The 20,959-nt window shown below is 64.3% G+C and carries 24 protein-coding genes; 14 read left to right on the top strand and 10 right to left on the bottom strand.

Annotated elements, in window-relative coordinates; genetic code table 11:
• The first annotated feature begins 4 nt into the window (after positions 1–4).
• Genes iscU through iscX form a run of 6 tightly spaced genes read left to right on the top strand, consistent with a single transcriptional unit; the run spans position 5 to position 3,657 of the window.
• A complete protein-coding gene (gene iscU, locus BJN45_RS07675; RefSeq protein ID WP_076093646.1) occupies positions 5–388 on the top strand; it encodes a Fe-S cluster assembly scaffold IscU in 384 nt (127 codons plus the stop codon).
• Positions 389–390: 2 nt separating this feature from the next.
• Positions 391–714, top strand: a complete 324-nt coding sequence (iscA, locus tag BJN45_RS07670) for an iron-sulfur cluster assembly protein IscA (protein ID WP_076093644.1) — start codon at positions 391–393, stop codon at positions 712–714.
• A complete protein-coding gene (hscB, locus tag BJN45_RS07665) occupies positions 714–1,241 on the top strand; it encodes a Fe-S protein assembly co-chaperone HscB (protein ID WP_076093642.1) in 528 nt (175 codons plus the stop codon). The genes iscA and hscB overlap by 1 nt, the downstream gene beginning before the upstream one ends.
• 3 nt (positions 1,242–1,244) lie before the next feature.
• The gene (gene hscA, locus BJN45_RS07660) at positions 1,245–3,125 is read left to right on the top strand and encodes a Fe-S protein assembly chaperone HscA (RefSeq protein WP_076093641.1); all 1,881 of its coding nucleotides are present in this window, start codon (positions 1,245–1,247) and stop codon (positions 3,123–3,125) included.
• Positions 3,122–3,466, top strand: a complete 345-nt coding sequence (fdx, locus tag BJN45_RS07655) for an ISC system 2Fe-2S type ferredoxin (protein ID WP_076093637.1) — start codon at positions 3,122–3,124, stop codon at positions 3,464–3,466. The genes hscA and fdx overlap by 4 nt, the downstream gene beginning before the upstream one ends.
• Entirely contained in the window at positions 3,463–3,657 is a 195-nt protein-coding gene (gene iscX, locus BJN45_RS07650; protein ID WP_076093635.1) for a Fe-S cluster assembly protein IscX, read from the top strand. Before fdx ends, iscX begins: the two co-directional genes overlap by 4 nt.
• Here iscX and BJN45_RS07645 read toward each other — a convergent pair whose 3' ends face one another.
• A complete protein-coding gene (locus BJN45_RS07645; RefSeq protein WP_076093633.1) occupies positions 3,658–6,219 on the bottom strand; it encodes a chemotaxis protein CheW in 2,562 nt (853 codons plus the stop codon).
• Positions 6,220–6,412: 193 nt separating this feature from the next.
• Here BJN45_RS07645 and BJN45_RS07640 point away from each other — a divergent pair, with 193 nt between their 5' ends.
• The 4 genes from BJN45_RS07640 to BJN45_RS07625 are packed head-to-tail and all read left to right on the top strand — an operon-like array spanning position 6,413 to position 8,433.
• Positions 6,413–6,724 carry a YkgJ family cysteine cluster protein gene (locus BJN45_RS07640; RefSeq protein ID WP_240494518.1) on the top strand — a complete coding sequence of 104 codons (312 nt, stop codon included), beginning with the start codon at positions 6,413–6,415 and terminating at the stop codon, positions 6,722–6,724.
• Positions 6,721–6,918 carry a hypothetical protein gene (locus BJN45_RS07635; RefSeq protein ID WP_028995549.1) on the top strand — a complete coding sequence of 66 codons (198 nt, stop codon included), beginning with the start codon at positions 6,721–6,723 and terminating at the stop codon, positions 6,916–6,918. The genes BJN45_RS07640 and BJN45_RS07635 overlap by 4 nt, the downstream gene beginning before the upstream one ends.
• Positions 6,919–6,920: 2 nt before the next feature.
• Positions 6,921–7,193: a hypothetical protein gene (locus tag BJN45_RS07630; protein ID WP_076093629.1), complete on the top strand. Its 273-nt coding sequence runs from the start codon at positions 6,921–6,923 to the stop codon at positions 7,191–7,193.
• The gene (locus tag BJN45_RS07625; protein ID WP_076093627.1) at positions 7,180–8,433 is read left to right on the top strand and encodes a threonine/serine exporter family protein; all 1,254 of its coding nucleotides are present in this window, start codon (positions 7,180–7,182) and stop codon (positions 8,431–8,433) included. The genes BJN45_RS07630 and BJN45_RS07625 overlap by 14 nt, the downstream gene beginning before the upstream one ends.
• Here the strand turns inward: BJN45_RS07625 and serB are convergent.
• The 4 genes from serB to BJN45_RS07605 are packed head-to-tail and all read right to left on the bottom strand — an operon-like array spanning position 8,430 to position 14,612.
• Positions 8,430–9,272 carry a phosphoserine phosphatase SerB gene (serB, locus tag BJN45_RS07620; RefSeq protein WP_076093625.1) on the bottom strand — a complete coding sequence of 281 codons (843 nt, stop codon included), beginning with the start codon at positions 9,270–9,272 and terminating at the stop codon, positions 8,430–8,432. The two genes, BJN45_RS07625 and serB, sit on opposite strands and share 4 nt — an antisense overlap.
• Positions 9,272–10,342, bottom strand: a complete 1,071-nt coding sequence (locus BJN45_RS07615; RefSeq protein WP_076093622.1) for a 3-deoxy-7-phosphoheptulonate synthase — start codon at positions 10,340–10,342, stop codon at positions 9,272–9,274. The genes serB and BJN45_RS07615 overlap by 1 nt, the downstream gene beginning before the upstream one ends.
• Positions 10,339–13,797 carry a transcription-repair coupling factor gene (gene mfd, locus BJN45_RS07610; RefSeq protein ID WP_430793419.1) on the bottom strand — a complete coding sequence of 1,153 codons (3,459 nt, stop codon included), beginning with the start codon at positions 13,795–13,797 and terminating at the stop codon, positions 10,339–10,341. Before mfd ends, BJN45_RS07615 begins: the two co-directional genes overlap by 4 nt.
• A 47-nt stretch (positions 13,798–13,844) precedes the next feature.
• Positions 13,845–14,612 carry a hypothetical protein gene (locus BJN45_RS07605; protein ID WP_076093618.1) on the bottom strand — a complete coding sequence of 256 codons (768 nt, stop codon included), beginning with the start codon at positions 14,610–14,612 and terminating at the stop codon, positions 13,845–13,847.
• Between the two features lie 97 nt (positions 14,613–14,709).
• Between BJN45_RS07605 and BJN45_RS07600 the strand changes: the two genes are divergently transcribed.
• Complete coding sequence (locus BJN45_RS07600; RefSeq protein WP_139326315.1) at positions 14,710–14,895, top strand: hypothetical protein; 186 nt, start codon at positions 14,710–14,712, stop codon at positions 14,893–14,895.
• On the opposite strand, the gene BJN45_RS07595 is transcribed toward BJN45_RS07600, so the two are convergent.
• The 5 genes from BJN45_RS07595 to BJN45_RS07575 are packed head-to-tail and all read right to left on the bottom strand — an operon-like array spanning position 14,888 to position 19,204.
• Complete coding sequence (locus tag BJN45_RS07595; protein ID WP_076093614.1) at positions 14,888–15,508, bottom strand: hypothetical protein; 621 nt, start codon at positions 15,506–15,508, stop codon at positions 14,888–14,890. The genes BJN45_RS07600 and BJN45_RS07595 overlap by 8 nt on opposite strands.
• Positions 15,505–16,614: an AmmeMemoRadiSam system radical SAM enzyme gene (amrS, locus tag BJN45_RS07590; protein WP_076093612.1), complete on the bottom strand. Its 1,110-nt coding sequence runs from the start codon at positions 16,612–16,614 to the stop codon at positions 15,505–15,507. The genes BJN45_RS07595 and amrS overlap by 4 nt, the downstream gene beginning before the upstream one ends.
• On the bottom strand, positions 16,593–17,141 hold the full coding sequence (gene amrA, locus BJN45_RS07585) for an AmmeMemoRadiSam system protein A (RefSeq protein WP_076093610.1): 549 nt from the start codon (positions 17,139–17,141) through the stop codon (positions 16,593–16,595). Before amrA ends, amrS begins: the two co-directional genes overlap by 22 nt.
• The gene (gene amrB / locus BJN45_RS07580; protein ID WP_076093607.1) at positions 17,134–17,940 is read right to left on the bottom strand and encodes an AmmeMemoRadiSam system protein B; all 807 of its coding nucleotides are present in this window, start codon (positions 17,938–17,940) and stop codon (positions 17,134–17,136) included. Before amrB ends, amrA begins: the two co-directional genes overlap by 8 nt.
• Before the next feature lie 7 nt (positions 17,941–17,947).
• On the bottom strand, positions 17,948–19,204 hold the full coding sequence (locus BJN45_RS07575; protein WP_076093605.1) for an MgtC/SapB family protein: 1,257 nt from the start codon (positions 19,202–19,204) through the stop codon (positions 17,948–17,950).
• Positions 19,205–19,245: 41 nt separating this feature from the next.
• Here BJN45_RS07575 and ispD point away from each other — a divergent pair, with 41 nt between their 5' ends.
• Genes ispD through thpR form a run of 3 tightly spaced genes read left to right on the top strand, consistent with a single transcriptional unit; the run spans position 19,246 to position 20,958 of the window.
• Positions 19,246–19,932 carry a 2-C-methyl-D-erythritol 4-phosphate cytidylyltransferase gene (ispD, locus tag BJN45_RS07570; protein WP_076093603.1) on the top strand — a complete coding sequence of 229 codons (687 nt, stop codon included), beginning with the start codon at positions 19,246–19,248 and terminating at the stop codon, positions 19,930–19,932.
• Positions 19,929–20,411: a 2-C-methyl-D-erythritol 2,4-cyclodiphosphate synthase gene (gene ispF, locus BJN45_RS07565; protein ID WP_076093601.1), complete on the top strand. Its 483-nt coding sequence runs from the start codon at positions 19,929–19,931 to the stop codon at positions 20,409–20,411. Before ispD ends, ispF begins: the two co-directional genes overlap by 4 nt.
• Positions 20,401–20,958 (top strand): RNA 2',3'-cyclic phosphodiesterase, encoded by a 558-nt coding sequence (gene thpR, locus BJN45_RS07560; protein WP_240494528.1) that lies wholly within the window; start codon positions 20,401–20,403, stop codon positions 20,956–20,958. The genes ispF and thpR overlap by 11 nt, the downstream gene beginning before the upstream one ends.
• The last annotated feature ends 1 nt before the right edge of the window (position 20,959 follow it).

Below are 20,959 nucleotides of genomic sequence, written 5' to 3'. Positions count from 1 at the left end.
CAACATGAGCTATAGCGTAAAAGTCATTGATCACTATGAGAATCCGCGTAACGTCGGTGCCTTTGGCAAGGAAGACGACGGCGTCGGAACCGGCATGGTCGGCGCGCCGGCCTGCGGCGATGTGATGAAGCTGCAGATCAAGGTCAACAAGGCCGGCGTCATCGAGGATGCCAAGTTCAAGACCTACGGCTGCGGTTCGGCCATCGCCTCGTCTTCGCTGGTGACCGAATGGGTCAAGGGCAAGACGGTCGACCAGGCGCTCGAAATCAAAAACACCGAGATCGCCGAAGAACTGGCGCTGCCACCGGTTAAAATTCACTGCTCGATCCTGGCCGAGGATGCCATCAAGGCAGCCGTGGCGGATTACAAGAAAAAGCACGGAGAATAAGCATGGGCGTTACCTTGAGCGACTCGGCGGCAAAGCACGTCGCCAATTTCCTGACCAAGCGCGGCAAGGGCATCGGCCTGCGCCTCGGCGTACGGACTTCCGGCTGTTCCGGCATGGCCTACAAGCTGGAATTCGTCGACGAGGTGAATGAGGACGATGTGATATTCGAGCAGAATGGCGTCAAGGTGATTGTCGACGCCAAGAGCATGCCTTACCTCGAAGGGATGGAGCTGGACTTTGCCCGGGAGGGTTTGAACGAAGGTTTCAAGTTCAATAACCCCAACGTCAAGGATCAGTGCGGCTGCGGCGAATCCTTCAACGTTTGATGGATCTGAGCGCCGATTTCTTCTCCCTGTTCGAACTGCCGTGTTCGTTCCGGCTCAGCCTGTCTGAGCTGGACTCGCGCTATCGTGACGTGCAGGCGCAGGTGCATCCGGACCGTTTTGCCAATGCTCCGGATGCCGAGCGGCGTTTGTCGATGCAGTGGGCGACACGGGCCAACGAGGCTTACCTGACGCTGAAGAAACCGTTGGAGCGGGCGCGCTATCTGCTCGAACTGGCCGGGCACGATCTGCAGGCCGAGAGCAATACCGCGATGCCGGCCGATTTCCTGATGGAACAGATGGAATGGCGCGAGGCAGTCATGGAGGCGCGCGCCGGCGGCGACCATCACGAACTCGAACATCTTTACCAACGGCTGCGCGGCGAGATGGACGGGCGTTACGCGGAAGTCGGACAACTGCTGGATGACGCTCAGGATTACGCACTGGCCACCGATCGTGTGCGCCGGCTGATGTTCCTGGAAAAACTGTTGCACGAAATCGACGACGCGCTGGCGTCGCTGGAAGAATAAAAAATGGCCCTGTTTCAAATCGCCGAGCCCGGTGAATCCGCCGCGCCGCACGAACACAAGCTGGCAATCGGCATCGACCTCGGCACCACCAATTCGCTGGTCGCCACCGTGCGCAGCGGTATCGCCATCTGCCTGAGCGACGAGAGCGGCCGTCCGCTGCTGCCGTCGGTGGTGCATTACAACGCCGACGGGACAACCGAAGTCGGTCACGAGGCGCAGAAGAACCAGGCGGTCGACCCGAAGAACACCATTGTTTCCGTCAAGCGCTTCATGGGGCGGGGCAAGCAGGACATTGCCCATGTCGAATCGATGCCTTACGACTTCGTCGAGGCGCCGGGCATGGTCAAGCTGAAGACGCAGGCCGGCATCAAGAGCCCGGTCGAAGTTTCGTCCGAAGTGCTGAAGACGCTGAAGGAGCGGGCCGAAGTTGCGCTCGGTGGCGAATTGGTGGGCGCGGTGATTACCGTGCCGGCCTATTTCGACGACGCGCAGCGCCAGGCGACCAAGGATGCGGCCCGGCTGGCCGGTCTCAATGTGCTGCGCCTGCTGAACGAGCCGACCGCAGCGGCCATCGCTTACGGGCTGGACAATGCGGCGGAGGGCGTTTATGCCGTCTATGACCTCGGCGGCGGCACCTTCGATATTTCGATCCTGAAGCTGACCAAGGGCGTGTTTGAAGTCATGTCCACCGGCGGCGATTCGGCGCTGGGCGGTGACGACTTTGATCATCGCATCTTCTGCTGGGTGATCGAGGCCGGCAAACTGCAGCCGCTGTCGCCGCAGGATGCGCGATTGCTGATGATGCGTTGCCGCGAAGCCAAGGAATACCTGAGCAAGAATCCGGAAGCACCGATCACCGTGCGCCTGTCGTCCGGTGAGATGGTCGACCTGAAACTCGATGTCGCCACCTTCGGCGAGATTACCCGGACGCTGGTGTCGAAGACGCTGCAGCCGGTCAAGAAAGCCTTGCGCGACGCCGGCCTGCGCGCCGACGAAATCAAGGGCGTGGTCATGGTCGGCGGCGCCACGCGGATGCCGCAGATTCAGAAGGCGGTCGGCGACTTCTTCCGTCAGGAACCGCTGACCAATCTCGATCCGGACAAGGTCGTCGCGCTCGGCGCCGCGACCCAGGCCAATCTGCTGGCCGGCAACAAGACCGGCAAGGACGACTGGCTGCTGCTCGACGTCATTCCGTTGTCGCTCGGCCTGGAGACCATGGGCGGGCTGACCGAGAAGGTCATTCCGCGCAATTCGACGATCCCGACCGCGCGCGCCCAGGAATTCACCACCTTCAAGGACGGCCAGACGGCGATGGCCATTCACGTCGTCCAGGGCGAACGCGAAATGATCACCGACTGCCGCTCGCTGGCCCGTTTCGAGCTGCGCGGCATTCCGCCGATGGTCGCCGGCGCGGCGCGCATCCGCGTAACCTTCCAGGTCGACGCCGACGGCCTGTTGTCGGTCACTGCCCGCGAGCAGACCACCGGCGTCGAGTCGAGCATCACCGTCAAGCCGTCCTACGGCCTGTCCGACGACGAAATCGCCGGCATGCTCAAGGCCTCGATGGAGCACGCCAAGGACGACGCAATGGCGCGCGCCTTGCGCGAAGCGCAGGTCGAGGCCGAGCGCATGATCGAGGCGACCGAAGCGGCGCTGGCGGAAGACGCCCATCTGCTCAACGAAGCTGAAATCACCAAAATCACCGCGACGATCGCCAAGCTGAAGGCCCTGGCGCAGGGCGACAACCGCCGCCAGATCAATATCGCGATGGACGACCTTGGTTTCGAAACCCAGGAATTCGCCCATCGCCGCATGGACCAGAGCATCAAGAAAGTGCTGTCCGGCCGCAAGGTCGACGACATCCGCATGGGAGAAGAACAATGACGCAAATCATCGTGTTGCCGCATGTCGAGCTGTGCCCGGATGGCGCAGTGATCGAGGCGGAAGAGGGCAAGTCGATCTGCGAGACCCTGCTGGCCAACGAAATCGAACTCGATCACGCCTGCGAGATGTCGTGCGCCTGCACCACCTGTCACGTCATCGTGCGCGAGGGCTTCGCTTCGCTTGAAGCCGCCGAGGATGTCGAGGAAGACCTGCTGGACAAGGCCTGGGGCCTGGAGCCGAATTCCCGCCTGGGTTGCCAGGCAATCGTGCGGTCGACCCCGCTGGTGGTCGAAATTCCGAAGTACAGCATCAACATGGCGAAGGAGGGACATCGCAAATGAAATGGACCGACATCAACGACATCGCCATCGAACTGAGCGATGCGCGCCCGGACACCGACCCGCTGAAGGTCAATTTCGTCGACCTGCGCAACTGGGTCATGGCGCTGCCGGATTTCGACGATGATCCCAATCGCTGCGGCGAAAAGATCCTCGAAGCCATCCAGCAGGCCTGGATCGACGAAGTCGCCTGATCAGGCGTCGAGCGGCGCCGGACGGTTACTACCGCGCAGCTGCTCGCTCATGCTTTCCACCGACAGCAGCACCAGCATCGGCAGGCCGCTGCCCGGCGGCGTCTTGACCACCGAGGCAAGCACCGAGGCGACGCCGACGTAGATGTTCGACAGGTCGTCGATATCGTCGTTCGGGACTTCCATGACCTCGCCCAGACGATCGACCAGGATGCCGAAATTGACGCCGTTTTCCCCGCGCACGACAACCACCTGACGGCATGCAGTCGTTTGTCCGGGTGGAGCCTCCAGGCCGAGCGCGGCGTGCAGGTTGTAGATCGGCAAGGTCTCGTTGCGATAGATCAGCGCGCCATAAACCTGTTTCGGCGCATTGGGCAGGCAGGCGGCGCCGGTGAGCTCGATGGCTTCCAGCACCGAGGTGACCGGCAGCCCCAGCCAGTGGGCGCCGAGGTGGAAGGTGGCAATCTCGCGGACCGGCGTGTCGCTGGCGATTGCCGGACGATGCATGGCAACCTCGCCCTCGGGATCGGCCGAGCGGGCGTTGGCGTCATAGGCGCCGAGCGGAATGAAGACCAGCGCGCTGACTTCGTTGCGGTATTCGTCGTCGCGGCCCTTGAATTCGCGGTAGCCGGACGACGGACTGGCGCCGACGGCCATCACCTGGCCGTCCAGCGCAATCAGGCGGGCATGTCCATCGGCCGCCGGCTTCAGCAGTTCCGCCGGCAAGGTAAGTTGCTGGCCGGGCAGGAAGGAACCGCCGCTGGCGGCAATGACCTTCGCTTCACCATCGACGAACAGCGCAAAACTGCCGGCGACCGGCTCGCCCGACGCTTCGCGCGGTAGCGCGTCGTAGAGCATGGTGGAAAACTGCGGCGCGCTGTCGAAAACGATGGCGATGCCGCCGACAACCTGCGCATCGTTTGGCGCGCGCACCGCCGCCAGATAGACGTAGGTCGGGCGGCCGCCGTAGAGCGGGCTGGGGACGAAGCTGGACACTGCATAGGACTGGCTGTCGCGCAGACCCAGGCAGTCATCGACCCAGGGTTCGGCCAGCGGCTGGCCGACCAGGCTCGCGTGGTCCGGGTTCGACACGGCCAGCACCTTGCCTGCGGTATCGAACAACAGGATGTTGTCGTACACCGTGTACAGGCTGTTGATGTAAGTGATGACCTTTTCCAGGTTGGCCCGGCGATCCCTGGCGGTGCCATTGGCCAGCAGGCTGCGGATGGTCGAGTCGAGCGCCCACCAGCGACAGTCGTTGGCCCGCTCGTAGAGGTTGCGGTCCATGATGTCGATCGCCAGCGCCGCGAAGAAGTGGCTGTCGGCGAGCAGCGAGGAGAGTACCGTCGATTGCAGGTTGCCGATCGAACGCGAGAAAACTTCGCGCATGCTCATGCCGACGCGGCTGATCTCGCGCAGCAAAATCTTCGAAAAAGCACTGTTGACCGCAGCAGAAGCAACGCCCTGGCGCACCGTGCCGTTCCAGACGGCGCGGCTGAGATCGCGCTGGATCGCTTCAGCCTTGTGCGGGATCGCCCGCAGCGGTTCGGAGAAGGCGCGGCCGCCGGACATCACCGAGGCGAGCAGGGCGGGTTCCGAGATGTCGAGCGGATCGTCGTCGTGAATATCGAAAGCCTGGGCCACTGGCATCATCACCAGGCCGCGCCAGCCAGGCCCCATGTAAGCCTGGTAACCCTTGGTGTCGCTGGCAAAGACGAGATAGCTGCGGCCGGCGAAGCGCAGCCGCTGCAGGCTGCCGGATTCGACCCGGAGTTCCGCGCCGACCGGAACCTGCCAGGGATCGCTGCTGCTGATAACCAGCCCGGCCGCGTCGAGCAGGACCATCACGCCGGGGTCGTCCGGCTGGGTCAGACCGCGGAAGATGCGCTGCATTTCGTCGGCGAAACGGAAGCACAGCGCCAGCACGCCCAGCGTTTCACCGCGTTCGGACTTGATCCGGTAAGCGTAGATCAGCGAGCGCGACTGTTCCGGGAACAGCCCGGAATGAACATAGGCCTCGACGTAGGGCGCCGTCGTGGACACCGCCTCACGCACCCAGCTGTCGTGAATGACGGCAACTTGCTTGTCGGGCATCAGGCGGGTGAGGATGCGGCCGTTGCAATCAAGCAGCACGACATCCTCATACACCGAATATTTGCGCACATATTCCTTGAAGCGCTGCTGCAGCGCCCAGGGCTCGCCGGGTTCTGCGGCGAACTGGCGGATGACCTCGTCGGTACTGAGAAAACCGATGTCGGCGGTGCGCTCGAACAGATTGCGCACCAGGATGTCGATGACCACCTGCGAACGCGCCTTCATTTCCTGTTCGCGCTTGGCCAGCGTCTGTTCGGCGAGATTGTTCAGGAGCTCGCCGGTCAGGCTGGCGAAGGCTTCGCGGGTCTGGCCAATTTCCGCCGTCGTGCCGGAAAGCTGGCCGAGCAGGTTGAGGTTGTCCCAGACGGCCTGCAGCGACTGCAGCATTTCCCGGTATTCCTCAATCAGCGGCATGTGCGGCAGCAACTGGCGCACGTTGTCCTTGACTTCGATTCCCTTGTATTTCGCCACACCACACTCCTGGTTACTGCTTGATGTGAAAGATGAAGCAAGTCACATGCCCATTGATTTTTTGCGGTCGACGGGCATTTTTCGCTGATTTTGCCCTGACATTGTGACGACATCAGGTCTCCTTTCGGTGCCTGGGCACCTTGCTGGTGCAATCCTGCGGACGCCAGCGCCCAGTCGTGGGAAAATGCGGCTGATGAATTCCCCATGTTCCGCCACCCCGGCCGTCACCTGCGACCGCTGCGATGCCTGTTGCTGCCAGCTTGAGGTCATGCTGATCTGCGACCGCGACGTGCCGGCGCGCTTTGTCGCCGACGATCGCTGGGGCGGGCAGGTGATGCGCCGGCTCGACGACGGTTGGTGCGCGGCACTCGACCGTGACAGCATGCGTTGCACCATCTACGAGCGCCGACCGGACATCTGCCGCGATTTTGCCATGGGCGACAGCGACTGCGTCGCCGTGCGCACCCTGTATTACACCCCGCCCGCACGACAGGAGCAGCCATGACTTACGAAGAACACCTCGACGAGGTGACCACGCTGATCACCGAAAAATACGATGTTGCCGACCAGGCAGCGATCAAGATGGTGATGCGCGCCCAGGCCGACGATTTTTTCAGCGGCCATGACGACAATCCGGCGATCTGTACGCTGGACCGCGCCCATCTCGACGCCAAAGCCGTCTACAAGAAGTACAAGTAAACATGCGCTCGACCCGTGCCACCGCCGCCGTTGCCCGGCTCAACCAGCGCAGCGCAGGTCGGCATTACCTGATGGTGATGACCGGCGCCGGCCTGTTCCAGTTGCGCGAACGTATCGACGGCACCGACCGCGACCTGTCGGATGCGCTCCCGCTCGACGATTTCGTCCGCCTGGTCGATGCCACCGGACCGCAGCCGGTGCGCCGCATGAGCAAAAGCGACGAGGCCTTCGCCCGACAACTGGCGCGAAGAAAAAACACGGATGGCGATGACTGACGAAGACCGCTTGTACCGGCTCGGCCGCTTCCTGCGCGATCTCGGGCGGGCCCTGCATCTCAGCGGTGCACCGGCACACGAACTGGAGCGCCGCCTCAACGAAACCGGCTTGAAGCTTGGTGTGCGCGTTGAGGGTTTCGCCGTGCTCACCTTCCTGGCGCTGACGCTCGTCGATGCCGACGGCAAGCGGCGGGTCGAAATGCTGCGCCTGCCGCCCTACGATTACAACATGGCCCGACTGATCGAGCTGGAAGCGCTGTGCCGGGAAATCGACGGCAGCGAACGGCTGGCTGCCTACGAACAGCGCCTGGCGGCGGCGATGGCTACGCCGGCCCCGTGGTCTGGCCTGGCCTTTGTCGCCCTGGGCTTTCTGCTGTCCGCTTCGGTGGCCTTGCTGCTGCGCGGCGGCTGGATGGAAATGCTCTGCGGCGGCCTGATCGGCATGGGCTTCGTCGCCGGTGTACTCGGTTGCGCCCGTATTCCCCGGCTCGGCCCGGCGGTGCCGGTCATCCTGTGTACGCTGGCGGCAATGCTGGCGCAGGCGCTGGCCTGGATATTCCCGCAGCAAAGTCCCTTCGTCTCGGCGGTGGCCGGCGTCGTCTTCCTGCTGCCCGGTTTCATGCTCACCGTCGCCATGTCCGAACTGGCGACCCAGAACTACCTGGCCGGCAGCGGCCGGCTGACCGGCGCCTTCCTGCAGCTGTTCCTGATGGGCGCAGGCCTGGCCATCGGCACCAAGATCGGCCAGACGCTGTACCCGGTCGAAACCCTGGGCGTCGTCACCAGCATGCCGGCCTGGGTGATCTGGCCGGCGGTGGCGGTACTCGGCGTCTCGCTGCTCGGCGTGCTGCAGGCGCCGTGGTCGGCGGTGCTGGTGTCGGCCGGCGGCTGCCTGCTGGCCTGGGCCGTGTATTCCGTGGTTGGCACCGGCATGGGCAATGTCGTCGGCGCTTTCTGTGCCGCTTTTGCCGTCGCTGCCGCCGGGCACCTGTACCAGTTCGTCAGCAGCCGGCCCTCGGTACTGGTGCAGATTCCCGGCTTGATCACGCTGGTACCGGGCAGCATGGGCTTCCGTGGCCTGCATGCGCTGATGGCGCAGGACAGCGCCGCCGGCATCGCCTTGATCACCGAAATGCTGCTGACCGGCGCCGTCCTGGCAGTCGGCCTGCTGCTCGCCGACAACCTGATGCCGCTGATCTTCCAGCGCAAGTCTACGGCCACGGAAACTGCCGGCGCTTAACGCTCGAAAAGGCTGAGGAGGGCGTCCAGGCCGCCGAAATTGATCGCCACGTCAGCCTTGGCGCGTGTCGCCGGTTTGGCGTGAAAGGCCACCGACAGGCCGGCCTCGGCCATCATCATCAGGTCGTTGGCGCCATCGCCGACGGCGATCACCTGATCCTTGCGCAGGCCCAGTTCGTCGCGCAGACGGCCAAGATGGTGCGCCTTGGCGGCGGCATCGACGATGTCACCGACGACCCGGCCAGTCAGCTTGCCACCGGAAATTTCCAATTCGTTCGAGGTGGCAAAGTCAAAACCCAGCTCGATGCGCAGGCGTTCGGTGAAATAGGTGAAGCCACCGGACAGGATGGCCGTGCGCAGCCCGGCGTTCTGGCAGGCCTCCAGCAGTTCGCGGGCGCCGTCGGAAAGCAGCAGACGCTCACCGAACACCCGCGCCAGCACCCGCGCATCCAGCCCGGCCATCAGCGCCAGCCGGCGGCGCAGGCTTTCGCGGTAATCGATCTCGCCGCGCATCGCAGCTTCGGTCACTTCCGAAACCTCGGCCTTCTTGCCGGCGAAATCGGCCAGTTCGTCGATGCACTCGATGGTGATCAGCGTCGAATCCATGTCGAAACAGATCAGGCCGAAGTCGGACAGCTTCCTGTTGCGGTCGACAAAGGCCCAGTCGAGTTTTTCCGCTTCAATCAGCGGAATCAGTGCGTCGAATTCTGCGGTACGTTGCGCGTCGTGCAGGCGAACCACCTGCGGCGGCAAGGGTTCTGCGGTCGACGCGCCGGTGGCGGTCAGAATGCGGTCCAGCAGAAAAGTCGGCAGGGCGCCGCCCTGAATGATGAGATTCATCAGTTCAGGCGTTCCGGCAACACATCACGCAGCATCACCGCTGCATCGCGCAGCATCTTCTCGGTGGTGTCCCAGCCGACGCAGCCGTCGGTGACCGAGCAGCCGTACTTGAGTTGCGAGAGGTCGGCGGGGATGGGCTGGTTGCCGGGTTCGATGTTCGATTCGATCATCACGCCGAGGATGGACTTGTTGCCGGCGCGGATCTGGTTGACCACGTCGGCCATCACCAGCGGTTGCAGCTCCGGCTTCTTCGAGCTGTTGGCGTGCGAGCAATCGACGACGATGTTGGTCGGCAGCTTGGCCTTGACCATCGCCGCTTCGGCGACGGCGACCGAGACGGTGTCGTAGTTGGGGCCTTTGTCGCCGCCGCGCAGCACGACGTGGCCGTGCGGGTTGCCGGTGGTGCGGACGATGGCAACGCGGCCTTCGTTGTTGAGGCCGAGGAAGGAGTGCGGGTTGGAGGCCGACAGGATGGCGTTGGTAGCCACCGTCAGGTCGCCGCTGGTGGCGTTCTTGAAGCCGACCGGCGTGGACAGGCCGGATGACATTTCGCGGTGGGTCTGCGATTCGGTGGTGCGGGCGCCGATGGCGGTCCAGGTGATCAGGTCGCCGTAGTATTGCGGGCCGTAGGGGTCGAGCGCTTCGGTGCCGGCGGGCAGGCCGAGTTCATTGACCTGGCGCAGGAAGTCGCGGGCCTTTTCCATGCCGACGTTGACCTGGAAGGAGTCGTCCATGAACGGGTCGTTGATGTAGCCCTTCCAGCCGACGGTGGTGCGCGGCTTCTCGAAATAGACGCGCATGATGATCTGCAGCGTGTCGCCGACTTCATCAGCCAGTGCCTTCAGGCGGCGGGCGTAGTCCATGCCGGCGACCGGGTCGTGGATCGAGCAGGGGCCGACGACGACGAACAGGCGGTGATCCTTGCGGTCGAGGATGTTGCGCAGCAGTTCGCGACCTTCGCTGACGGTGGCCTCGGCTGTTGCGGTCAACGGCAGTTTCTGGTGGATTTCCGCCGGGGTCGGCATGGCGTCGAAGGCGGAAACGTTGATGTTTTCGAGAATTTGGGTCATTTGGTCAGCTCGCGAATCATGTCCTTGACTGCCGCAACCTTGTCGTTCAGGGTCGGGCAGTGGCGCAAAAGGGAAATTTTATCCTGTCCCGCCAGCTTATAGCTGCGGTTTTTCTGAATCAAATTGATGATCCTGATCGGCTCGATAGGCGGATTTTTGCTGAATTCCGGGCTGAACTGGATGGTCACCTGATCGTTGGTGGCGTCGAGCTTGGCGATCAGCAGCGGCTTGACCAAGAGGCGCAGGCGGTGCGTGGCGAGCAGTGACTGGGCCTGCAGCGGCAGTTCGCCGAAACGGTCGATCAGTTCTTCCTGCAGCGCGTCGATGTCCTCGGCGCTGTCGCAGTTGGCCAGGCGCTTGTACAGCGTCAGGCGTTCGTGCACGTCGGGGCAGTAGGCGTCGGGCAACAGCGCCGGGGTGCGCAGGTTGATTTCGCCGCTGACGCCGATCGGCTGCGTCAGGTCGGCGGTTTCCAGGACCTTGCCCTGTTTCAGGTGGGCGACGGCGCGGTTGAGCATGTCGGCGTACATGGTGAAGCCGACTTCCTGCATCTCGCCAGACTGGTTGTCGCCGAGCACTTCGCCGGCGCCGCGGATCTCCAGGTCGTGCATCGCCAGGAAAAAGCCGGAACCCAGTTCTTCCATGGCCTGGATGGCTTCGAGGCGCATTTTCGCCTGCTTGGTCAGCGCCTTTTCGTCCTGCACCAGCAGGTAAGCGTAGGCCTGGTGGTGCGAACGACCGACGCGGCCGCGCAGCTGGTGGAGCTGGGCGAGGCCGAATTTCTCCGAGCGGTTGATCAGGATGGTGTTGGCGTGCGGGTTGTCGATACCGGTTTCGATGATCGTCGTGCACAGCAGCACATTGGCGCGCTGGCCGGTGAAGTCGCGCATGACGCGTTCCAGCTCGCGCTCGTTCATCTGGCCGTGGCCGATGACGATGCGCGCTTCCGGCACCAGTTTCTCCAGCTTTTCGCGCATGTTGTCGATGGTGTCGACTTCGTTGTGCAGGAAATACACCTGGCCGCCGCGCTTCAATTCGCGCAGCACGGCTTCGCGGATGATGCCGTCGGAGAAGCGGGAAACGAAGGTCTTGATGGCGAGACGCTTCTGCGGTGCCGTGGCTATGACCGAGAAGTCGCGCAGACCTTCCATCGACAGCGCCAGCGTGCGCGGGATCGGCGTTGCGGTGAGCGTCAGCACATCGACTTCGGCGCGCATCGCTTTCAGCGTTTCCTTCTGGCGCACGCCGAAACGGTGTTCCTCGTCGATGATGACCAGGCCCAGTTGCTTGAAGCGGACGTCCTTGCCGATCAGCTTGTGCGTGCCGATGATGATGTCGATCTTGCCCTCGGCCAGTTCCTGCAGCGCCTGAGTCGTTTCCTTGGCGGTCTTGAAGCGGGAGATTTCGGCGACTTTCACCGGCCAGTCGGCAAAGCGGTCGACGAAGGTCTGGTAGTGCTGTTCGCAGAGCAGCGTGGTCGGGCACAGTACGGCCACCTGCTTGCCACCAGCCACCGCGCAGAAGGCAGCGCGCAGCGCGACCTCGGTCTTGCCGAAGCCGACGTCGCCGCAGACCAGGCGGTCCATCGGCTTGCCTGATTTCATGTCGGTGATGACAGCGGCGATGGCCTGCGCCTGGTCGTTGGTTTCTTCAAAGCCGAAGCCGTCGGCGAAGGCTTCGTAGTCGCTTTCCTTGAAGTCGAAGGCGTGGCCTTGGCGGGCGGCGCGAGCGGCGTACAGCGCCAGTAGTTCGGCGGCGGTGTCGCGCGCCTGCTCGGCGGCCTTGCGCTTGGCCTTTTCCCACTGGCCGGAGCCGAGCGTGTGCAGCGGCGCCGCTTCCGGGTCGGCGCCGGAATAGCGCGAGATGACGTGCAGTTGCGCCACCGGCACGAACAGCTTGGCGTCGTTGGCGTAGTGCAGTTCGAGGAATTCCTGCTCGCCGAGGCCGAGGTCCATCCGCACCAGGCCGCGATAACGGCCGATGCCGTGGCTTTCATGGACGACCGGGTCGCCGACCTTGAGTTCGGTCAGGTCCTTCAGCCAGTTGTCGAAGCTGGCCTTCTTCTGCGATTCGCGGCGGGTACGCCGGGGCGTGCCGGCGAACAATTCGGTTTCGGTGATGAAAGCCACGGCGTCGAGCGCGAAGCCGCTTTGCAATGGGCCGATGCCGAGCGCCAGTTGGTCGCCACCCGCGATGAAGGCGGCGAGGTCGCCACAGGCGGCAGGTTTCAGGCCGTGCTCGACGAACATTGCGGCCAGCGTTTCGCGCCGACCGGCGGTTTCGGCAACCAGCAGCACGCGCCCGGCATAGGCGGCGAGATGGTTCTTCAGCGCGCCGAGCGGATCGTCACTTCTGCGGTCGACGGCGACATTCGGCAATTTTCCGGCGCCGGCATTTTTCGCATCCAGCGCCAGTCGACCGTAGGATTTGGCGGCGATGAAGAAGGCTTCGTCGGTCAGGAACAGTTCTTCCGGCGCCAGCAACGGCCGCGCCTTGTCGCCCTGCAGCAGCTTGTAGCGCGAGCGGGTGTCGTTCCAGAAGGCGGTGATCGCGGCTGGCGCATCGCCGTGGGTGACGAACAGCGCGTCCTGCGGCAGGTAGTCGAACAGCGTCGCCATGCCGTCGAAGAACAGCGGCAGGTAGTACTCGATGCCGGCGCTGGCGATGCCGGTCGAGATGTCCTTGTAGATGCCGGATTTGGCCGGGTCGCCGTCGAAACGCTCGCGGAAGGCCTGGCGGAAATGGGTGCGACCCTTGTCGTCCATCGGGAACTCGCGTGCCGGCAGCAGGCGGACTTCCGGCACCGGGTAGACGGTGCGCTGGGTATCGACGTCGAAGGTCTTGATGCTCTCGATCTCGTCGTCGAACAGATCGAGCCGGTAGGGCAGTTGCGAGCCCATCGGGAACAGGTCGATCAGGCCGCCACGGATCGAGTATTCGCCGGGCGACACCACTTGCGTGACATGGGCGTAACCGGCCAGCGTGACCTGGGCGCGGAATTTCTCGGCATCGAGCGTCTGCCCCTTCTTGAACTCGAAGGTGTAGGCAGCCATGAATTCCGGCGGCGCCAAGCGGTTGACCGCAGTTGCCGCCGGCACCAGCAGGATCTGCACTTCGCCCTGCAGCGCTGCCCACAGCGTCGCCAGTCGCTCGGAAACAAGGTCCTGGTGCGGCGAAAAATGGTCGTAGGGCAGGGTTTCCCAGTCTGGCAGCAAGCGTACCTTGAGTTCGGGCGCGAACCACGGGATTTCTTCGAGCAGACGCTGTGCATCGGCAGCGCTGGCGGTGACGACAACGAAGGTACGGCCGGGATTGCCGGTCGCCAGTTCGGCCAGCGTCAGCGCATCAGCGGAACCGGCATGGGCCGGTAGATCAACGCGCAGGCCAGGCTTGGGCAGGGCGGGAAGGGACAGCAGGGGCTTGGAGGCGGGCACGGGGGGAGTGGACAACGGCAGGGGCTGCGATTATAGCCGCTTGGCGCCGGCCGGCCCGCTGGTGCCCCCTATTTGATCAGCCCGATCTCGCGTGCGGTCAGCTCACCGATCATCGTCTGCAGCAGGCTGGCCGGGATGTCGGCACGTTGCTCGGTAACCGGAATCCGTCCGCCCATGATCTCGGCGCTGCGTTGCGGCAACAGCGGCGATTTGTCCGGTTCGGCATAGCCATGCGGATGGATCGGCTGCGAATTCGTCAGATCGTACTTGTCGCTGGCGCCGAAGGTATGCAGCAACTCGTGGGCAATCACGACGTTGTTCTGGCGATGCTGACGACGGCTGGAAAACGCATGGATCAGTCCGAGCTGGCCTTTGCTCAGGCCGGTGGAGTGCGGCAATTCCGCGTTGCGTTCCGGATCGTGATAGAGCACGAATAGCCTGACCTGCGGCTTGGGCCCGGCGATGGCGTCGTGCTGCGTCGCCCACCAGCGCAGTTTCAGACTCCACAGCATGTTGTCGAGCGCGCTGCCTCCTGGCACGGGCAATGGCGGCTGCTCGCGCAGCACTGGCGCAACGCGGACGACAACGGGTTGCAGCACGCTCTTGCCGTAGCGCCGGCTTTCCTGCTCGATCCACTGGCCGATGTCCTCGAAGCTGTCGTTTTCCAGCGTGGCGAGATAGGCTGCGGTCGCTGGCGAGTTGTCGGCTGCGATCGGATAGAGCGCGACATGGACTGTGTGCTCCCAGGCGCTGAGGCTGGTCGTGGCGCGCCAGGCAGCAAGTCCGACGGTGGCCAGCACGAACAAAAGAAACAGGATGCGGAATTTTCGGAACAATGTCGTGTCCTAGCAACAATTGGGGGGTGCGCAGATTGGCGATGTCATTATATTATTGCCGCCTCATGCCGTGAAAGCGCTCATTCCGGGTCATCTGATGTCCTTGTTCAAAGAAAAACGTGCAGGTCGGGAACGTCGTACCGGGGAGGAACGCCCCGGGAAGATGCCGGTCGAACGCCGCGCAGCCGAGCGCCGGCAAGTTGCCCTGATGGAAATTTCCTTTATCGAGTGGGCGACCCAGTTTGCCAGTTACAAGAAACAGGCGGGTAGTGGCGTCAAGTAAGCTCACCCGTCATTCCTGACGAGCGTCCGGCGTGCCGGGCGAACCATGCCGACACGCGTTCACCCTGATCCTCGCCCGCTTGCAGCAGGTGCATTTCGGTCAGGCAGTTGAAATGGCTTTGCGCCCGCTGCCACGATGCCTGCGCGCCCTGATCATCCTTGTCGTACAGCATCAGCAGCGGTGCCACCAGCATTTCCAGGGCCTGCAGGCCGGCTCTATCCACCAGCCCGCCATGCCCGGCGACGGCGTTGACCTGGGTGTCGCGCAGCGCGGCAACGCGGATCGCCGCCGGGGTAACTTCGCCGCTAGCGTGTATCGCCAGCGGCAGGGCCTGCATGTCGCCATCGCGGCGGATCAGGTCGAGCATGTCGGTCATCCGGCGTGCGAGGCGCGAGACGTCCTGCGTGGCATCGACGAAATGCCGTTCCCGCTCGCTGATCAGTTCCATGCCGAGCACGGCGTGGCCGCGGTTGAACAGATTGGTCGCCAGTGGGTCGTCGACCGCAAAAGGCAATACCCTGGCGAGCAGGACGAGGCTGCGCGGGTTGTCGGGCAGGGCCAGGTGGCCGAGCAGGGTGCCATGCGAGGTCTGGATGTTCAGGTGTCGGTTCATGGGCTGAGACGAACGGGAATGCGCCGGGCGCCGAAGGCCTTGCCGTCGTGCCCGAGCTGGGCGCCGAAGCGGCCGGCAATGCTGGTTCGGCAATGCGGGCAGCGCCCCTGCGCGTCGACATCGTAGCGCCGGATTTCGTACCAGTCGCGGACGATCAGCGCGGCGTGACAACCGGGGCAATACGTCGTGCCGCCCTCGCTATCGTGGACATTGCCGGTATAGACATGGTTCAGGCCGGCATCGCGGGCGATGCGCCGGGCCTGCGTCAGCGTCGCCGGCGGCGTGGACGGGATGTCGCCAAGCTTCCAGTCGGGGTGGAAGGCGGTGAAATGCAGCGGCACGTCCGGACCGAGTTCGCGGGCAATCCAGCCGGACAACGCAGCGATCTCGTCGGCACTGTCGTTCCTGCCGGGGATCAGCAGCGTGGTGATTTCCAGCCAGCAATCGGTATCGTGGTGGAGATGGCTCAACGTGTCGAGCACCGGCTGCAGGTGGGCGCCGCACAGGCTGCGGTAGAAGTCGTCGGTGAAGGCCTTGAGGTCGACGTTGGCGGCGTCCATGACGGCGAAGAATTCGCGCGCCGGCTCGGCATGGATGTAGCCGGCGGTGACGGCGACATTGCGGATGCCTTGCTCGCGGCAGGCCAGTGCGGTATCGATGGCGTACTCGGCAAAGATCACAGGGTCGTTGTAGGTATAGGCGACGGCATCGGCACCGTGGCGCCTGGCGGCGTCGGCGATCATCGCCGGGGTGGCTTCGTCCATCAGGCGATCCATGTCCTTCGAGCGCGAGATGTCCCAGTTCTGGCAGAACTTGCAGGCGAGGTTGCAGCCGGCGGTGCCGAAAGACAGCACGCTGCTGCCTGGGTAGAAATGATTGAGCGGCTTCTTCTCGATCGGATCGATGCAGAAACCGGAGGAGCGGCCGTAGGTGGTCAGTTGCATCGCCCCGTCGTGCATCTGGCGGACGAAGCAGGCGCCGCGCTGGCCTTCGTGCAACTGGCAGTCGCGCGGGCACAGGTCGCACTGGATGCGCCCGTCGGCCAGCGGGTGCCACCAGCGGGCGGGATACAGGTTCGTTGCGGTCAACGGGGGGATTCTTGCCATTTTTGCACCGTGTAGCGCCATAGCCGGAGTTCCGGCGACCAGTAAGCAGCCGGCAGGCCGGCCTTCTGTTTCAGGCGGGCGAGGAAGACGGCCGGCTCCGGCAGTTGTTCCCAGACTTGCGGCAGGAAAGTGGCCCGGCGTCCGCCAACGGCCAGGATCAGGCCGTCCACCTGTGGCCGCAAGCGGGTCAGCGCGTCGGCTTCGTCGGTGACGAACAGCGGTTCGGCCGGGGACAGCAGGGAAACCTCGACCCGTGTGCGCGCCAGTTCGTCGCGGGTCAGCGGCGGGAAGCGCGGGTCGCGAAAAGCGGCAGCGCGAGCGTTGGCGCGTATGTCGTCGATCAAGGGCCGGTGCGCCTCCAGGCTGCCGATGCAGCCGCGCAGTTCGCCGGCTTGCGTCAGCGTGACGAAGGTCGCGGCATTCTCGTGCAGCGCCGGCAGGTCGGGCGTTGCTGGCCCGGCCTCGCCCAGTGCTTCGCCTATGCTCCGACGCGCCAGTTGGAGCAGGACCTGACCCAGTTCATCCATGATCGCTTACGTGAAACGCGAAGGCAGCGTAGCCGACGACACGCTGGCGATCGCCGGCGGTGTCGCCGGAATTGCACAGGTCGAGCAAGGTCGGGCGCAGGCCGTGCCGTTGCGCGGCGAGTAACAGACCGTTGACCGGGAAGGCACCGCAGGCTTGCTCCGGGCGGATGTCGGTGCACAGGTCGAGGATGTGGCTGCAGGTGTCGCGGTCGACCTGCTGCGCGGCGGCATAAGTCAGGAAATGCGACAGGTCGGAACTGACGACGATCAGGGTTTCCGGGCCGCCCCACAGGCGTTCGAGCACTTCGGCGACGGCTTCCGGCGGAGCGTTGCCGACGGCCAGCGGCAGCAGGGCGAAATCGTCGAGCGCGCGCTGCAGGAAGGGCAGGTGCACTTCCAGCGAATGTTCCTGCGCGTGTGCTGCTGCGCTGACGCCGACCTGCGGCAATTGCTCGATCAGCGCCCGTGCCGCCGCATCCAGGCGCACCTTGCCCAGCGGTGTGGCGAATGCTTCGCAATCGGGCAAGGCCAGACCGCGCACGGCAACCCGATGGGTCGGGCCGAGCAGCACGACGCGGCGAATCGTCGCCCGCCACGGCGCCAGCGCGGCGTAGGCGCGGGCGGCGGTCGGGCCGGAATAGACATAGCCGGCATGCGGCACGATCAGCGCCTTGGGTTGTTGCAGGGCTGGCGCCGGGGCCGCGGCCGCGGCCAGCAGTTGATCGACCGTTGTCTGCAGTTGGGCAGGGTCGGCCGGATAAAACATGCCGGCGACAGCGGGCGGGCGGATCGGTGTCATGGCCGTCTCAGACCAGCCACAGCCCGACACCCATGCCGCCACCGATGGCCAGCAGGCCGGGCAGGGCGTGGCGGGCCAGGGTCTTGCCGCCGATGCTGACGACCAGACCGATCTTGAACACCAGGTTGGCGACCAGCGCCAGCGTCACGGCGATGACCGCATCGGCCTGCAGCACGCGTTCCAGGTTGAACATGCGCAGCGTCGACAGCACGCTGGCATCGGCGTCGGTCAGGCCGGAAATCACGGCGACGATGAACAGGCCGCTGTTGCCGGCGATATCCTGCAGCCAGGCGGCAGCGAGCAGCACGACGGCGTAGATGGCACCAAACGACAGTGCGGTCTTCAGTTCGGTCGGATTTTTCACTTCCGGCATCGGCAGTTCGCCAGCGTCGTTGAGTATCTTCCAGCCGTACAGCGACATGATCACGCCGGGCACGATGCCGCAGGCAAAGACGATGGCGATCGGCGTGATCAGGGTGGGCGCAACCAGGCTGGCGATGATGCCGAGCCGGATCATGACCATGACGTTGGCAATCAGGATGACGATCGCCGACATGCGCACCAGATGGCCGTGTTCGGCGGCGTGGCGGGAAAACATCATGGTTGTTGCGGTCGACGACGCCAGACCGCCAAAAATGCCGAGCAGCGCGGCGCCGTGGCGGGCGCCGATGATGCGCAGCGCAAGGTAGCCGGCCAGTGCCAGCCCGGAAATCAGCACCACCATCCACCACACCTGGCGCGGATTGATCGCGTCGTACGGACCGAAACTGGTGTTCGGCAGGATCGGCAGGATGACCAGCGACAGCACGGCGAACTGCAGGATGGAATTGAGATCCTTCGGCGTCGTCCGCTCGCTGAACTGTTTCAGCTCGGCCTTGAAATAGAGCAGCACCGTCGTGGTGATCGCCAGCATCACCGCCAGCGTCGCGTAGCCCAGCCAGACCGCCGCGCCCAGGCCGTAGGTGACGATGATCGCCGCCTCCGACGTGAAGCCGCGATATTGTTCCTCTTGTTGCGTGGAAAAGTTGGATGCCACCATCGACGCGGCCAGCACGACCAGTCCGACCGCCAGCAGCCACGGGCTGCCGCTTTTCTCGCCGAGCATGGCGAACAGGCAGCCGAGCATCGACACCAGCGAGAAGGTGCGCAGGCCGGCAGCGGCGTCCGGACGCCGTTCGCGCTCCATACCGATGAGCAGCCCGATGCCGAGTGCCGTGGCAAAGGCCTCTACCGGCGCAGCCAGTTCTGGGGCGACGAAACTCATGCCTTTCCTCTCTTTTGCGTGTTCTTCGTTAAAATTAAGCCATGCCCAGACATTACGCAATCGTTCCCGCTGCCGGCAGCGGTTCCCGCTTCGGCGCGGAGAAGCCGAAACAGTACCTCGACCTGCTCGGTCGGCCGCTGATTTTTCACACTTTGGCGGCGTTGACCGCACATCCCGCCATCGAACGCGTGTGGGTGGTGCTGGCGCCGGACGACCCCTGGTGGCCGCGCTACGACTGGTCCGAACTCGGCCCCAAGCTGGAAACCGTGCGCTGCGGTGGTGCCACCCGCGCCGAGAGCGTCGGCAACGGCTTGCAGGCAGCAGCAATGGCGGCGGCCGACGATGACTGGATCCTGGTGCACGACGCGGCGCGCCCCTGTCTTAGCCGGCAGATGCTCGACGCACTGTGCGACGAACTGGCCGATGACCCGGTCGGCGGCATCCTCGCGGTGCCGGTCGCCGATACCTTGAAGCGCGCAGATGAAGCCCAGCGCGTCGCCGCCACCGAGCCGCGCGACGGCCTGTGGCAGGCGCAGACGCCGCAGATGTTCCGCTACGGTCGACTGGTAGAAGCGTTGAAAAACCACAATGCCGTCACCGACGAAGCCGGCGCCATCGAGGCGCTGGGGTTGAAGCCGAAACTGGTACGCGGCGATTCGACCAACCTGAAAGTCACTTTTCCGGCCGACCTGGCGCTGGCCGCGATGATCCTGAGAGGCCGCAAATGAATATCCGAGTCGGGCAGGGCTACGACGTCCACAAACTGGTCGAAGGCCGCAAGCTGATCCTCGGCGGCGTCGAGATCGACCATCCGACCGGGCTGCTCGGGCATTCCGATGCCGACGCGCTGCTGCACGCGATTACCGATGCGTTGCTCGGCGCCGTCGCGCTCGGCGACATCGGCCGCCATTTCCCCGATACCGACCCGCGTTACGCCGGAGCCGACAGTCGAGTGCTGCTGCGCGCTGCCGTCGCGCTACTGGCTGAAAAGGGCTGGCGACCGGTCAACGTTGATGCCACGCTGATCGCCCAGAAACCCAAGCTCGCGCCGCACGCGCCGGCGATGGTCGCCAATGTTGCCGCCGATCTCGGCATCGCCACCGACTGCGTCAACATCAAGGGCAAGACCAACGAGAAACTCGGTTATCTCGGTCGCGAGGAAGCGATCGAGGCCCAGGCCATCGTTCTTGTCGTCCGTGCCGGCTGAGCCGAGCGCCCGCGTTTTCTTCGCTTTATGGCCGTCGACCGCAGTCGCCGACGACCTGGCCGGGCTGGCGGCTGAACTCGCCGCCAGTTGCGGCGGTCGACCGACCCGAGCCGGGACGGTTCACCTGACGCTGGCTTTCGTCGGCAATGTCGCCGAATCCCGCCTGGAAGAATTGGCCGCCGCAGCGCGCGGTATTTCGCTCCCGGCCTTTGACCTGAGACTCGACCGTGTTGCCGGCTGGGCGCACAACGATATCGTCTGGGCGGGTTTCACCGCGCCGCCGCCAGCGCTCGGCGAACTCGCCGGGTTGCTGCGCGAACGGCTGATTGCCGGCAATTTTTCGGTCGACCGCAGAAAATCGGCATTTTTCCCGCATGTCACCTTGCTGCGCAAGGCCCAGCGGATACCGCCGGAAAAACCGCTGGCACCTGCGCGTGACTGGCACTGCCAGGGTTTCGTCCTGGTCCGTTCGCAGTTGTCAGCAGCGGGCTCGAATTATCGCGTGCTCGCAAGCTATCCCTTCGCCGCCGGGCAGGCGCACGCGTAGT

The sequence above is a fragment of the Azonexus hydrophilus genome, from assembly GCF_001956855.1.
GTDB classification, from domain to species: domain Bacteria; phylum Pseudomonadota; class Gammaproteobacteria; order Burkholderiales; family Rhodocyclaceae; genus Azonexus; species Azonexus hydrophilus_A.
Note: the sequence above shows the minus strand (reverse complement) of the source record. Positions and strands in the feature narration are given on the sequence as shown.